Origin of the sequence: Oceaniovalibus sp. ACAM 378 (genome assembly GCF_008085915.1) — a bacterium.
Taxonomy (GTDB): domain Bacteria; phylum Pseudomonadota; class Alphaproteobacteria; order Rhodobacterales; family Rhodobacteraceae; genus Oceaniglobus.
In genome coordinates this window covers 1-13,832 of sequence record NZ_VSJK01000010.1, presented here as the reverse complement: position 1 = coordinate 13,832, position 13,832 = coordinate 1, and the positions used below count along the sequence as shown (strand labels likewise).

The following is a 13,832-nucleotide window of genomic DNA, read 5'->3' as shown; positions in this document are numbered from 1 at the left end:
GCTTCGATAATAGGAAAGGAAATTCTTGCAAGGTGAGGGACGGATCATGGCCGATAGCAGGCAAGTGTTGACGGATCTTCGCGCCGCGACTCTTCTCGGAACGGATGCACCCTACGGCATGATCGAAGATGCCGCGATCGTGCTGGAAGATCGGCGGATCGCCTGGGTTGGCCCGCGCGATGAACTGCCCGACAGCTATCGCGATATTGCGGCGACCTCGCTGAGTGGCCGGTTGGTGACGCCCGGTTTGATCGACTGCCACACCCATATCGTCCACGGCGGCGACCGCGCCGTCGAATTCGAGATGCGGTTGAACGGAGCCTCCTATGAAGAGGTCGCGCGCGCGGGGGGTGGCATCGTGTCCACAGTCACCGCCACCCGCGCCGCGTCAGAAGATGTGTTGCTGGCGGATGCGTTGCGCCGGGTGGACGTGTTGATCGCGGAGGGCGTGACCTCAATCGAGATCAAGTCGGGCTATGGTCTGGATATCGATACTGAATTGCGGATGCTGCGTGTGGCGCGCGCGGCGATGGCGAACCGGCCGATCCGTGTGGTCACATCCTTTCTGGGCGCCCATGCCACGCCCGCCGAATTCAAGGGCCGCGACGACGCCTATATCGATGAGATCTGCATCCCCGCCCTGCGCGCGGCCCACGCCGAGGGATTGGTCGATACGGTCGACGGGTTCTGCGAAGGCATCGCGTTCTCGACCGTACAGATCGCGCGGGTGTTCGACGTGGCCAAGGCGCTGGGCCTGCCGGTCAAACTCCATGCCGAGCAGCTGTCCAATCTCGGGGGCGCGAAACTTGCGGCTAGCTATGGCGCGCTTTCTGCCGATCATCTGGAATATCTGGACGAGGATGGCGTCAAGGCGATGGCCGATGCAGGAACTGTCGCCGTCATCCTGCCGGGTGCATTCTATACCCTGCGCGAAACTCAGGCGCCGCCGATTGCGCTGTTTCGCAAGCACGGCGTTTCCATGGCGCTGGCGACCGACATCAACCCCGGCTCGTCGCCGCTAAATTCATTGCTGCTGACGTTGAACATGGGCTGCACCCTGTTCCGCATGACCCCGGAAGAGGCGTTGTGCGGCGTCACCATGAACGCTGCCCGCGCGCTTGGCCTGAGCGATGTCGGGACAATCGCCAAAGGCCAGCGCGCCGAACTGGCGGTCTGGGACGTCAAACACCCCGCCGAGCTTGCCTATCGTATCGGTTTCAACCCTCTTCACACGCGGATTTTCGGAGCGTTGCAATGACCACACTGACCCTGACCCCCGGCTCCGTCACCCTTGCCGATCTGGCGCGCGTGTTTCGTGATGGGGCCGCCGTCAGGTTGGACCCGTCCTGCCACCCTGCAATGATCGAGGCGCAGTCACGGATCGAAGCCGCAGCCAATGGCAGTGCGGCGGTCTATGGCGTGAATACCGGTTTTGGCAAACTGGCCAGCGTCAAGATCGCATCCAAGGATACGGCGACGCTGCAGCGCAACCTGATCCTGTCCCATTGCTGTGGTGTGGGCGATCCGATCCCGCGCGGCCATGCGCGGCTGATGATGGCGCTGAAACTGCTGAGTCTGGGTCGCGGTGCCTCGGGCGTTCGGCTGGAACTGGTTGATCTGATCGAAGCCATGCTGGCCCGCGGCGTGACGCCGTTGATCCCCGTGCAAGGCTCGGTCGGCGCATCTGGCGATCTTGCGCCGCTGGCACATATGGCTGCCGTGATGATGGGCCATGCCGAGGCCGAATACAAAGGCGAGACTCTGCCCGGTGCCGAGGCGCTGAAAAGGGCTGGGCTGACACCCATCGTGCTGGGGGCCAAGGAGGGGTTGGCGCTGATCAACGGGACTCAGTTCAGCACCGCCTTCGCACTGGCGGGTCTGTTCGGTGCGTGGCGCGCGATGACCAGCGCCTTGGTGACTTCGGCACTGTCCACCGACGCGATCATGGGCTCGACCGCGCCGCTGCAGCCCGAAATTCACACCCTGCGCGGCCACGCGGGGCAGATCGACGCTGCGGCGTGTATGCGCGCTCTGCTGGAGGGGTCGGTCATTCGTGAAAGCCACCGCGAGGGTGATACCCGCGTGCAGGATCCGTATTGTATCCGCTGCCAGCCACAGGTCACTGGCGCGGCGATGGACGTGTTGCGCATGGCCGCCCGCACGCTTGAGATCGAAGCGAACGCCGCGACAGACAATCCATTGGTGCTGGTCGGCGCTGACCTGATCGTTTCGGGTGGCAACTTTCACGCCGAACCGGTGGGTTTCGCCGCCGACATGATCGCGCTGGCTGTGGCTGAAATCGGCGCGATTGCGCAGCGCCGCATCGCGCTTATCGTCGATCCGGTGCTGAGCCACGATCTGCCGCCGTTCCTGACGCCAAATCCGGGGCTGAACTCGGGCTATATGATCGCCGAAGTCACCACCGCAGCCCTGATGAGCGAAAACAAGCATCTGGCGAACCCCTGCGTCACCGACAGCACCCCGACCAGCGCCAATCAGGAAGACCATGTCAGCATGGCGGCCCACGGCGCGGTGCGTTTGGGCCGGATGGTCGCAAATCTTGAACGCATACTTGGGGTCGAGCTGTTGTGCGCCGCTCAGGGTATCGAGTTCCGCGCCCCCCTGACCACCAGCGGGCCATTGGCGCGGGTGCTTGCAGTCCTGCGCAAGTCGGTCGCAACGCTGGGCGAGGACCGCTATCTTGCGCCCGATCTGGAGCAGGCGGCGACGCTGGTGCGCGACGGATCGGTTGTCGCCAGCGCCGGTGTCGCGATGCCGGAACTGTCGGCATGATGCCGGTCGAAGTCATCCGTGGCGATGGTCCGGTTGTGCTGGGCCTGCCGCACACCGGCACCCATGTGCCCGACGAAATCATGGCGCGGTTGAATGCGCGTGGTCGCGGGCTGGACGATACCGACTGGCATATCGACCGGCTGTATGGCGGTCTTTTGCCCGGTGTCACGACCGTGCGCGCCACATTCCACCGCTATGTCATTGACGCCAATCGCGACCCGTCGGGTGACAGCCTCTATCCCGGTCAGAACACCACAGGGCTGGTGCCGCTCACCGATTTTGACGGTCATGACATCTGGGACACTCCCACCACCGAGTCGGAAATCGAAGCGCGGCGCGTGGCGTTCCATAGCCCCTATCATACCGCGCTAAAGGCCGAATTGCAGCGCGTGCGCGACCGGCATGGCGTGGCGATCCTGTATGACTGCCATTCGATCCGCGGGAATATCCCGTTCCTGTTCGAGGGCACGCTGCCTGATTTCAACATCGGCACCAATTCGGGTGCAACTTGTGATCCCCGTATCGAAGCCGCGACACAGCGGATCTGCGCCGATGCGGCGGCGTTTTCCAGCATCACCAACGGACGTTTCAAGGGCGGCTGGACGACGCGGCATTACGGCCAGCGGGAAACCGGCATCCACGCGATCCAGATGGAACTGGCGCAATCGACCTATCTGACCGCCGAAAGCCCGCCGTGGACCTATGACGAGACGAAGGCGGGCAAGCTGCGCCCCCATCTGACCAGAATCCTGACCACACTGGCCGAGCTGGCGGCCAACCTGAAAGGCACACCATGAGCGATCCCCGCAAGAACTCCCGCGATGTCTATCCTGCAACCGGAACCGAGATTACCGCGAAAAGCTGGCTGACCGAAGCGCCGATGCGGATGCTGATGAACAACCTGCACCCGGATGTGGCCGAAAACCCCCATGAACTGGTGGTCTATGGCGGCATCGGTCGCGCGGCGCGGACGTGGAAAGACTTTGACCAGATCGTCGCCAGCCTGAAAGAGCTTGAAGACGACGAAACGTTGTTGGTGCAATCGGGCAAACCTGTGGGTGTTTTCAAGACGCACAAAGACGCGCCGCGCGTGCTGATCGCGAACTCCAACCTCGTGCCCCATTGGGCGAACTGGGATCATTTCAACGAGTTGGATAAAAAGGGTCTGGCGATGTATGGCCAGATGACTGCCGGTTCGTGGATCTATATCGGCTCTCAGGGCATCGTGCAGGGCACCTATGAGACCTTTGTCGAGGCCGGTCGCCAGCATTACGAGGGCAGCCTGAAAGGCAAGTGGATCCTGACCGGCGGCCTTGGCGGAATGGGAGGCGCGCAGCCATTGGCAGCGGTCATGGCCGGGGCCTGCTGTCTGGCGGTCGAGTGCAACCCCGACAGCATCGATTTCCGCCTGCGCACCCGCTATGTCGATGAAAAGGCCGAAACGCTGGACGAGGCGCTTGCGATGATCGACCGCTGGACCCAGGCGGGCGAGGCGAAATCCGTAGCTCTTCTGGGCAATGCCGCCGACGTGTTTCCCGAACTGGTCAAACGGGGCGTGCGCCCTGATATCGTCACCGACCAGACCAGCGCCCATGATCCGATCAACGGATATCTGCCTCAGGGCTGGACCATGGCGCAGTGGCGCGAAAAACGTGAAAGCGCACCCAAAGAGGTGGAAAAGGCCGCTCGTGCCAGCATGAAGGTGCAGGTCAAGGCGATGGTCGATTTCCACAGTCGCGGCATCCCCACCGTCGATTACGGCAACAATATCCGTCAGATGGCGCTGGAGGAAGGGCTGGAAAATGCCTTTGACTTCCCCGGTTTCGTACCGGCCTATATTCGCCCGCTGTTCTGTCGCGGCATCGGTCCGTTCCGCTGGGTGGCCCTGTCCGGCGATCCCGAGGATATCTATAAGACAGACGCCAAGGTGAAGGAAATCCTGTCCGAGGACAGCCACCTGCACAACTGGCTTGACATGGCGCGCGAGCGTATCGCGTTTCAGGGTCTGCCCGCGCGGATCTGCTGGGTCGGTCTGGGCGTGCGTCACAAGCTGGGGCTGGCGTTCAACGAAATGGTCCGCACCGGCGAACTGTCGGCTCCCATCGTGATCGGACGTGACCATCTGGACTCGGGCTCGGTGGCTTCACCCAACCGCGAAACCGAAGCGATGAAGGATGGATCGGACGCCGTGTCAGACTGGCCGCTGCTGAACGCGCTATTGAATACGGCATCGGGTGCAACATGGGTCAGCCTGCATCACGGTGGCGGTGTCGGCATGGGCTTTTCCCAACACTCCGGCATGGTGATCTGCTGTGACGGGACCGAGGATGCCGATCGCCGCATCGCCCGCGTGTTGTGGAACGACCCCGCAACCGGCGTCATGCGCCATGCCGATGCGGGCTATGATCTTGCCAAGGATTGCGCCCGCGAGAACGGCCTGAATCTGCCGGGCATCCTTTAAGGATGAACCGCTCCGCCGCCCTTTCGCCCGGGCGGCGGCGTCAGGACCGGATGATGGGGCAGGGCGCGGTTGAACCCGGTTCAATACCGCGTGGTCATCCGGTGCCCCTTGCGAAAGGTCAGCCGGACAAAAGTGATCGCCTTGCCGTCCCACCAGGTCGAGCGTTCTGCCTGAAACAGCGCGTCGCCCTTGGAACAGCCCAGATGTTCGGCAAGCTCAGCGTCCGCCATAGTGGCCAGAAGACTGATCTCGGCGTTCGAAAATGGAATGGTTGCAACCAGCCATTCGTTCGGGCCAGTATCGGCAAAGTCGATCTCGGCCGCATTGGGCAGCAGGTCCAGATTGATCCAGCGATCTTCATATTGATAAGGGGCTCCGTCAGCATAATGCATGCAGATCAGATGCAACACCGCGCCGCCGTCGTTCAGCCTTAGCCGTGCGCGCAACCAGTCGGGCGCCTGCTGCCGTTCTTTGCGAACCAGCGCATAGCGGTATTCGGTGCCCTTGTCTTCGATCTCTTTGCGCACTATCGGAATTTCAAAACGCGCTTGGCGAACAGGCGCCATACGCACCTTCGTACCGGCCTTGCGTTTGCGTTCAACGATACCGTCTTCGGCAAGTTCGCGCATGGCCCGGTTCACGGTGGCCCGCGCGCAATCATAGATTTCGGCCAGTTCGATCTCTTTCGGGATCGTGCTTCCAGGAGGCCATATGCCCAGCGTGATCTTTTCGAGTATGTCCGCTTTCACGTCGCGATATGTCGCTGTCATCCTGCCACATCCTGTCTTGTTCGCGATCTGTGATGGCCGTGAGGCGTTTCGCAGTTATGCTAAACAGCGACCCAGAAACGCCAAACCAATCGAGCCTGTGCAGATCTGCCGCCTCAATCTATAAATATAGACATAATGGAAAAAATCCATACAATAAAGCGAGTCCGATGCAGCCGATCCTGAAGATCATCCTTTCGCGGCTCATGATGGGCCTTCTTACGCTGCTGATCGTGACGGTCGTCATTTTCTCGGCTGTTGAACTTTTGCCGGGCGATATAGCGACAGAGACTCTGGGGCAATCCGCAACGCCCGAGACGCTTGCCGCGTTTCGCTCCAAGTTCAATCTGGATCAGCCGGTCCATGTCCGCTATGGATTATGGCTGGCAGGGGCGGTGCAGGGCGATTTCGGCGTTTCGCTCTCGAACCAGCGACCGATCGCTGAGCTGATTCAGTCACGTGCGGGAAACACCTTCTTTCTGGCCGGTTACGCCGCCGCGATTGCGGTGCCTCTGGCGATCTTGCTTGGGTTGGTCGCGGCGCTTTACCGCAACTCGGCGTTTGACCGGATGATTTCCGGCACGACGCTTGTGGCAATCTCGTTTCCCGAGTTCTTCGTCGCCTATATCCTGATCCTGATCTTTTCGGTCACCTTGGGTTGGTTCCCCAGTCTCGCTGACGTGGACGGCAGCGCGCCGTTGCCGGAACGGCTGTATCGGACATTTTTGCCCGCGTTGACGATGACGCTGATCGTCATGGCGCATATGATGCGGATGACGCGGGCAGCGATCATCAATCTACTGGCGTCACCCTATATCGAGATGGCCGAGTTGAAGGGCATCAAGCGCTGGCGGGTGATTGCGGTGCATGCGCTTCCGAATGCCATGGCCCCGATCATCACGGTGGTCGCGCTGAATCTGGCCTATCTGATCGTTGGCGTCGTATTGGTCGAGGTGGTGTTCGTCTATCCGGGTCTGGGGCAATTGTTGGTCGATGCCGTGTCGAACCGCGATGTGACCGTGGTGCAGGCCGCCTGCCTGATCTTTGCTGCGACCTATATTCTGCTGAACATGGCTGCCGATATTCTGTCGATCATCGCGAACCCAAAACTCCTGCATCCAAGGTAAAAGCATGTATTATTGGCTCAGCCAGTTGCGCGAGGCGCCTGTATCCGCGTGGATCGGCATCGTGCTGATCGGGTTCTTCTCGATCCTTGCAATTTTTGCGCCGCTGATCGCGCCGTTTCCGGAAATCGCCGTTGTCGGCCCGCAGTATCATGCATGGGCGGCGCCGCATTATCTTGGCACGGACGGGTTGGGGCGGGATGTCATGTCGCGGCTGATCTTTGGCGCACGGAACACTGTCGGCATTGCGCTGGCCACGACGATCCTCGCGTTTTTGCTGGGCGGAATAACCGGCCTTCTGGCGGCGACGCTGGGTGGCTGGTTTGATATGATCTCGTCGCGTATCGTCGATATCCTGATGGCGATCCCTTCGCTGATCTTTGCACTGATGATCCTGACCATCACCGGCACATCGGTTCTGTCGCTGATCCTTGTGATCGCGGTTTTGGACAGTACACGGGTTTACCGCCTGTCGCGGGCCGTCGCGCAAGACATCCTGACGATGGATTATATCGAAGTTGCGCGCATGCGCGGCGAAGGCCTGCCTTGGCTGATCCGCCGCGAGGTTCTGCCCAATGCAGCGGCCCCCCTGATCGCCGAATTCGGCCTGCGGTTCTGCTTTGTCTTCCTGTTCATCTCGGCTTTGTCGTTCCTTGGGCTGGGGCTGCAACCGCCGACGGCGGACTGGGGATCGATGGTGCGCGAGAGCGCCAAACTGATCTCGTTTGCCAATTTCTCAACATGGCAGACGGCGACATTCGGGCTGGCTCCGCTTTTGCCGGCCGGGGCCATCGCGCTTCTCACTGTCGCGGTCAACCTTGTCGTCGATTGGGTCCTGCATATCTCCAGCGGCTTGAAGGAATAGGCGATGACCGACACAGCGCAGCAGGACGATCTGCTTCTGGACATCCGCGACCTCAGAATCGAGGGCCGGTCCGGCGGCCAGTGGCACCAGATCGTCAAGGGCATCGATCTGACGCTGAAACGAGGCGAGATCATCGGTCTGATCGGCGAGAGCGGCGCGGGAAAATCGACGCTTGGACTGGCCGCCATGGGCTACACCAAAGGCGGGTGCCGGATCAGCGGAGGCTCGATCAGGTTTGATGGTCAGGAGCTTGTCGGCGCCAGCCGCGAGCAGTTGCGCAAGCTGCATGGCGCGCGCATCGCCTATGTCGCACAGTCAGCGGCGGCAGCGTTCAATCCAGCCTTTCGTCTGATCAACCAGTATTGCGAGGCGCCGGTACGCCACGGCATCATGTCCCGGGCGCAGGCGAAAAAGGATGCCGTGCAGCTTTACCGTGCGATGCAATTGCCCGACCCCGAACAGATCGGCTTTCGCTATCCGCATCAGGTGTCGGGTGGCCAGTTGCAGCGCGCGATGACGGCGATGGCGATGGCCTGTCGTCCCGATCTGATCATTTTCGACGAACCGACAACCGCGTTGGATGTGACGACCCAGATCGAGGTTCTGTCGGCAATCCGCAGGGTCGTGCGCGAACATCATACGGCGGCAATCTATATCACCCATGATCTTGCGGTGGTCGCGCAGATGGCCGACCGGATCAAGGTTCTGCTGAAGGGTGACGAGGTCGAAGAGGCCGACACTCGCACCATGCTGGCAGATCCGCAGCAGGACTACACCAAATCCCTGTGGGCCGTGCGTGCGTTTCGCCGCGACCCGATGCCCGAAGTGCCGCAGGGCGAGCGGCCGCTGTTACAACTTGAAGGCATCAGCGCCTTCTATGGTCCGCAGAAGGTTCTGGACGATATTGACCTGACTGTTCATCGCGGCCGCACTGTCGCCGTTGTCGGCGAAAGTGGCTCGGGGAAAACCACGACGGCGCGGGTGATCATGGGGCTGCTGGCGCCGACGAAAGGCGTGGTCCGGTTCGAGGGGGTCGATCTGCCAGCCACCAGCCGTCAGCGCGCCCCGACCCTGCAACGCCGTGTGCAAATGATTCACCAGATGGCCGATACCGCGCTTAACCCACGGCATCGCATCCGCGAAGTGATCGGACGTCCGCTGGAGTTTTTCCTTGGCCTCAAGGGGAGGGCGAAAGAGGCGCGGATCCGCGAATTGCTGACCCTGATCGAACTGGACCCGGATGAGTTCATCGACCGGCTGCCGGCCGAATTGTCGGGCGGTCAGAAACAACGGGTCTGCATCGCGCGGGCGCTGGCCGCAGAACCGGAATTCATCATCTGCGATGAGATCACATCGGCACTGGATCAGCTTGTCGCCGAAGGGATCCTGCGGCTGCTCGACCGGTTGCAACGGGAAATGGGGCTGACCTATTTGTTCATCACACATGATCTTGCCACGGTAAGATCCATCGCAGACGAGGTTGTCGTGATGCAGGGCGGCCGGATCGTCGAACAGGGTTCAAAGGACGAAATCTTCAGCCCACCACATCAGGAATACACCGAACTTTTACTGTCATCGGTCCCCGAGATGGACCCTGACTGGCTCGACACTGTCTTGGCCGGGCGTGAGACAGCCACACCTGCCTGAGGATTTGAACACGATGCGTGTGCGATACGGCCCCGTCAGCAGTGATTTTGATTTGCAATCCTCCAGCGAACGCTCGGGCCATTTTCGGTTCGGAAGGGCCGCGCCGCAGCAGACACGCTTTCTGGTTATGGGGGACTGTCAGGCAATTTTGAGCGCCGATCATCACGGGCTGGTCGAACCTCCGGTGAAAATCGGTGAAACGGTCAAATCTGGTCAGACCACTCCTTTGCTGCGCGACGGGTACGACATGACACGGCCCGCGTTCCGCTGGCCGCACCTGTTCAAAGGCCTATGGGCTTGCGGGAATTCGCGTTGGATATGGGATTGCTTCGGACAATCTGTTGATCACTGCGCTGATGAAAACCCGAAATCCATTCGGTGTGAACGCGCCGGCAGTGGAAGCGGCGACGGAGGCGTTGACTGATGATGCGCATCGGGACAAGTTCGTCGAAATTGCAACCGCCGAACGTCATCGCGTGGCGAATGCGTTGAACGCCATTGGGCATACCTGCGCGCCAAGCCAGTTTCTTATTCTTCGCACGGGCACAGAGACATCAGACTTTGCAGAAAACCTGCGCAAAAGGGGCATTTTGATCAAGGCATGGCAGGAAGAGCCATTTTGAAACTCGGCATGCGTTACCATGGGCAGCGCATCGGAGAATGACGCATTTCTAGCCGCGGTTGCGCCGGGGAAATAACCAACGCGGGCAACTGCAAATGAACGCTCGGGCAGGGGGACCATAGCGGGCCTGCCGCCAACCATATACTGACAACAAGGAGACGACACGTGACCATTTCGCCAAACAGACGATCCTTGCTTCTTGGCGCAAGCGCGCTTGGAGCGACCGGGCTTCTCGGCCTCAGCGGACAACCCCTGCGCGCCCAGACTGCACCGGTTAAGGGGGGCGACTTCCGGCTTGCCATCGCCGATTTCGACAGCGGCGAGACACTTGATCCACAGCGCAACGAAAGCAAGTTCATGCTGAACCTGCAGTGGCAGATCAGGAACAACTTGATCGAGGTCGGCCCCGGCGGCGTTCTGATCCCCGAACTTGCAACCAGCTGGGAGGCGAATGACGATCTGACCGCTTGGGTCTTCAAACTGCGCGAAGGCATCGAGTTCCACAACGGCAAGACCATGGATGCCGATGACGTGGTGTTTTCGCTGAACCTGCACCGCGGCGAGCAGTCTGTTTCGGAAGCCAAGTCGCTGATGGATCAGGTCACCGACGTCAAGGCAACCGCGCCGAACGAAGTCACCGTTTCGCTTTCCGGCCCGAACGCCACTTTCCCGGCAATCATGACGATCACCACCATGTTGATCGTTCCGGCTGACGATCCGGATTTCGACAAGGGCATCGGCACTGGCGGCTATATCCTTGAAACCTATGAACCCGGTGTGAAGTCCTTGGTGAAACGTGCGCCGAACTATTGGAAAGAGGGGCGTGCCCACTTCGATTCCATTGAACTGCTGGCCATTCGCGATGTAAACGCCCGCACCACCGCGCTGCAAACCGGCCAAGTCCACGCGATGAACTTTGTCGATCCGACCACGGCAGTTCTGCTCAAAGCGATGCCGGGCGTCGATCTGGTTCAGACTCAGGGCAAGGTCCACCTGTGCTACAGCATGAATACCTCGATGGACCCCTATACCGACAATGATGTTCGGATGGCGATGAAGCTGGCGATCGACCGCGAGGATTTTGTCAACAAGATCCTTGGCGGTTTTGGCTCCGTTGCCAACGATCAACCGATCTCCGAGGCCTATCCCGACCATAACCCCAATCTCGAACAGCACAGCTATGACCCCGACAAAGCGCGGTCACTGATGAAGAAGGCTGGTCAGGAAGGCACGACCTTCAAACTGCATGCATCGGAAACGCCGTTTGCCGGGGCCGTCGATGGCGCGCAACTGTTCAGCCAGCATGCCGCCAAGGCCGGGATCAAAATGGAAGTCGTGCGCGAGCCGGAAGATGGTTACTGGTCCAACGTCTGGGGCAAGACCGAGTTCTTTGCCGAGCGCTGGTCGGGCCGTGCGAACACCGATCTGATACTCACGTTGCCCTATTCGCGCGAAGGCATCGGTGGCTGGAACGCTACCCAATGGGACAACGACGCCTTCAACACAGCGCTTGTCGCAGCGCGTGGCGAAAAAGACGACAACAAGCGCAAGGAGCTTTACTGGGAATGTCAGGCGATCCTGCACGATGAGGGTGGCATGATCGCGCCGGTCTGGGCCGATTATCTGGATGCCAAATCCAGCAAGATCTCGACCGGTGAAAAGGTCGCGGGCGACTGGGATCTGGACGGGGCCCGCGCATCCGAACGTTGGTGGTTCAACGCGTAATCCAAAGCAGCCCGGCGGCCATGACGCGCCGCCGGGATCACGCCGTGGTGTTTCCGTGAATTGGCGTCCGCGCTTGCGCTGTTGTCGCAATCGCTGCCACGCAAATTCGCGCTAGCGCCTCGTCCCGACGTTCGGCGCATCGGAAGGGCATTTGGAATGTCATATGCAAGGCGAGACTCATGCTGCGGTCATGTCGTCCTCGATGTGATTGGGGATGATGTCGCCAAATTCCGCGTCGCGCCTGAGCCCGAGCGCCTCGGCCTTGGTAGTAACATAGTCAAAACGCCAGCCAGCGACCATCTGCTGAATCTCTACCTGCGATTCCCAGCGGATCAGCTTTGCAGGCTCCGGCCCCGCCACTTCGCTCATCGCCGCCACCCCCTAGCGGATCGACAGCGTCAAGCCCGGCATCGTCATGCAGCGGTTCATGCCAAGCGCCTCTGCGCTCAACTCCTGTGCCGGACATTTTTCGAACAAGGCACCGGCAATTACCCGGGAAGAAGGTCTATCAAAAGATCCGGCACCGATTGCCCCGTGACAACCACTGACCGCGTCCCCCCGTGCAACACGCCAAATTGAAAAAGGAATATTGAGATGACCGAAAAAACGATCCTGATCACCGGCGCAGGCAGTGGCATCGGCCGCGTCACCGCGCAGCATTTTCTTGAAAACGGCTGGCGTGTCGCACTGGTTGGACGTCGAAGCGAACCGCTGGAAGAAACTGCGGCGGGTTCCACGAACGCGTTGATCCTGCCCTGTGATGTTGCGGACGAGGCGGCGGTCGATGCGGCATTCGCACGGCTGTCGGACACATGGGGCAGACTTGACGCCCTGTTCAACAACGCAGGCGTCAATACTGTCTCGGCACCCATCGATGAAATCCCGGTCGCCGAATGGAAGCGGGTCTGCGATATCAACATCACCGGCATGTTCCTTATGGCGCGGGGGGCGTTTGCACTGATGCGCCGGCAGAAACCGCAAGGTGGGCGGATCATCAACAACGGCTCGATCTCGGCCCATGCCCCGCGCCCGGGAACGGTGCCCTATACGATGTCAAAACACGCGGTCACCGGCCTGACCCGCTGCCTGTCGCTTGACGGGCGCGCTTTCAACATCGCCTGCGGTCAGATCGATATCGGCAATGCCCTGACCGACATGTCCCGCCGCAAGACAGCGGGCGTGTCTCAAGCGGACGGGTCGACACGGGTCGAAGCGGTGATGGACGTATCTCATTTGGCGTCGTCGGTGTATCACATGGTGACCTTGCCACTGGATGCCAACGTTCAGTTCATGACCGTGATGGCAAGAGACATGCCCTATATCGGACGCGGATGACATTTTTGCAGACTACGGGTGTCCGATCCGCTGCACCAGCGCGGTGTGGTCCGAACGTTCCGAGAGCAGTTTAAGCGCGATGTCGATTCACAAGAAACGACGCAGCGCAGCTCTGAACACCTGCGAGCCGCAAAGTTACTGCATACTATAGTAGGACAGAGGGCGGGGAACGGGGGGGCGGCCTGCAGGGCAAGTCCACCATCCAGGGAATCGCTGTGTCGGCTTTCGGCTGCTGCAAGTTCAAACGCTGGCCAGTTTGAACGCACTTCGAATCGTTAAGGCCTGCTTTGCCGCGACCAACGAGGTCACTCAGACGCCGCAAACCCATGGATGAGGCCATGTTTTCCTTTGTTTTCAACGAATACACATTTTCTTCAAGAATGTGCTTGCGCCTCTGTGCCACTAACCGTAGAACCCCTCTACCGGCGGCGCAGAGATGCGGTGGCGGGCACCAGACGGGGCGGACGGAAGCGGAGACGCGGAGGTTTGCAGA

11 protein-coding genes and 1 pseudogene are annotated in these 13,832 nt (G+C 60.5%); 10 read left to right on the top strand and 2 right to left on the bottom strand.

Annotated elements, in window-relative coordinates; translation table 11 throughout:
* The first annotated feature begins 46 nt into the window (after positions 1-46).
* Genes hutI through hutU form a run of 4 tightly spaced genes read left to right on the top strand, consistent with a single transcriptional unit; the run spans position 47 to position 5,254 of the window.
* Positions 47-1,258: an imidazolonepropionase gene (gene hutI, locus FQ320_RS14315; protein WP_148473413.1), complete on the top strand. Its 1,212-nt coding sequence runs from the start codon at positions 47-49 to the stop codon at positions 1,256-1,258.
* Complete coding sequence (gene hutH / locus FQ320_RS14310) at positions 1,255-2,793, top strand: histidine ammonia-lyase (RefSeq protein WP_148473411.1); 1,539 nt, start codon at positions 1,255-1,257, stop codon at positions 2,791-2,793. The genes hutI and hutH overlap by 4 nt, the downstream gene beginning before the upstream one ends.
* Positions 2,790-3,590: an N-formylglutamate deformylase gene (gene hutG / locus FQ320_RS14305; RefSeq protein WP_148473409.1), complete on the top strand. Its 801-nt coding sequence runs from the start codon at positions 2,790-2,792 to the stop codon at positions 3,588-3,590. Before hutH ends, hutG begins: the two co-directional genes overlap by 4 nt.
* A complete protein-coding gene (gene hutU / locus FQ320_RS14300) occupies positions 3,587-5,254 on the top strand; it encodes a urocanate hydratase (protein ID WP_148473407.1) in 1,668 nt (555 codons plus the stop codon). The genes hutG and hutU overlap by 4 nt, the downstream gene beginning before the upstream one ends.
* Before the next feature lie 80 nt (positions 5,255-5,334).
* Here the strand turns inward: hutU and FQ320_RS14295 are convergent, their stop codons facing one another.
* Entirely contained in the window at positions 5,335-6,024 is a 690-nt protein-coding gene (locus tag FQ320_RS14295) for a GntR family transcriptional regulator (protein WP_148473405.1), read from the bottom strand.
* Positions 6,025-6,191: 167 nt separating this feature from the next.
* Here FQ320_RS14295 and FQ320_RS14290 point away from each other — a divergent pair, with 167 nt between their 5' ends.
* The 5 genes and pseudogenes from FQ320_RS14290 (at position 6,192) to FQ320_RS14270 (ending at position 12,004) form a co-directional block, all read left to right on the top strand.
* Complete coding sequence (locus tag FQ320_RS14290) at positions 6,192-7,148, top strand: ABC transporter permease (protein ID WP_148473403.1); 957 nt, start codon at positions 6,192-6,194, stop codon at positions 7,146-7,148.
* A gap of 4 nt (positions 7,149-7,152) precedes the next feature.
* Positions 7,153-8,010, top strand: coding sequence for an ABC transporter permease (locus FQ320_RS14285; protein WP_148473401.1), 858 nt, complete (start codon positions 7,153-7,155; stop codon positions 8,008-8,010).
* Positions 8,011-8,013: 3 nt separating this feature from the next.
* Positions 8,014-9,657: an ABC transporter ATP-binding protein gene (locus FQ320_RS14280; protein ID WP_148473399.1), complete on the top strand. Its 1,644-nt coding sequence runs from the start codon at positions 8,014-8,016 to the stop codon at positions 9,655-9,657.
* 284 nt (positions 9,658-9,941) lie between these two features.
* Positions 9,942-10,280: pseudogene (locus FQ320_RS14275) on the top strand (aminotransferase class I/II-fold pyridoxal phosphate-dependent enzyme); the annotation flags it as partial.
* Between the two features lie 164 nt (positions 10,281-10,444).
* Entirely contained in the window at positions 10,445-12,004 is a 1,560-nt protein-coding gene (locus FQ320_RS14270) for an ABC transporter substrate-binding protein (RefSeq protein WP_148473395.1), read from the top strand.
* 177 nt (positions 12,005-12,181) lie between these two features.
* Here the strand turns inward: FQ320_RS14270 and FQ320_RS14265 are convergent, their stop codons facing one another.
* Positions 12,182-12,373 (bottom strand): hypothetical protein, encoded by a 192-nt coding sequence (locus FQ320_RS14265; RefSeq protein WP_148473393.1) that lies wholly within the window; start codon positions 12,371-12,373, stop codon positions 12,182-12,184.
* Positions 12,374-12,598: 225 nt separating this feature from the next.
* Here FQ320_RS14265 and FQ320_RS14260 point away from each other — a divergent pair, with 225 nt between their 5' ends.
* The gene (locus FQ320_RS14260; protein WP_148473391.1) at positions 12,599-13,339 is read left to right on the top strand and encodes an SDR family oxidoreductase; all 741 of its coding nucleotides are present in this window, start codon (positions 12,599-12,601) and stop codon (positions 13,337-13,339) included.
* Positions 13,340-13,832 lie beyond the last annotated feature (493 nt).

Excerpts from the sequence above, each read along its gene's own strand:
- hutI (WP_148473413.1), top strand. The coding sequence starts at position 47 with ATGGCCGATAGCAGGCAAGTGTTGACGGATCTTCGCGCCGCGACTCTT.
- hutH (WP_148473411.1), top strand. The coding sequence starts at position 1,255 with ATGACCACACTGACCCTGACCCCCGGCTCCGTCACCCTTGCCGATCTG.
- hutG (WP_148473409.1), top strand. The coding sequence starts at position 2,790 with ATGATGCCGGTCGAAGTCATCCGTGGCGATGGTCCGGTTGTGCTGGGC.
- hutU (WP_148473407.1), top strand. The coding sequence starts at position 3,587 with ATGAGCGATCCCCGCAAGAACTCCCGCGATGTCTATCCTGCAACCGGA.
- FQ320_RS14295 (WP_148473405.1), bottom strand. The coding sequence starts at position 6,024 with ATGACAGCGACATATCGCGACGTGAAAGCGGACATACTCGAAAAGATC.
- FQ320_RS14290 (WP_148473403.1), top strand. The coding sequence starts at position 6,192 with ATGCAGCCGATCCTGAAGATCATCCTTTCGCGGCTCATGATGGGCCTT.
- FQ320_RS14285 (WP_148473401.1), top strand. The coding sequence starts at position 7,153 with ATGTATTATTGGCTCAGCCAGTTGCGCGAGGCGCCTGTATCCGCGTGG.
- FQ320_RS14280 (WP_148473399.1), top strand. The coding sequence starts at position 8,014 with ATGACCGACACAGCGCAGCAGGACGATCTGCTTCTGGACATCCGCGAC.
- FQ320_RS14265 (WP_148473393.1), bottom strand. The coding sequence starts at position 12,373 with ATGAGCGAAGTGGCGGGGCCGGAGCCTGCAAAGCTGATCCGCTGGGAA.
- FQ320_RS14260 (WP_148473391.1), top strand. The coding sequence starts at position 12,599 with ATGACCGAAAAAACGATCCTGATCACCGGCGCAGGCAGTGGCATCGGC.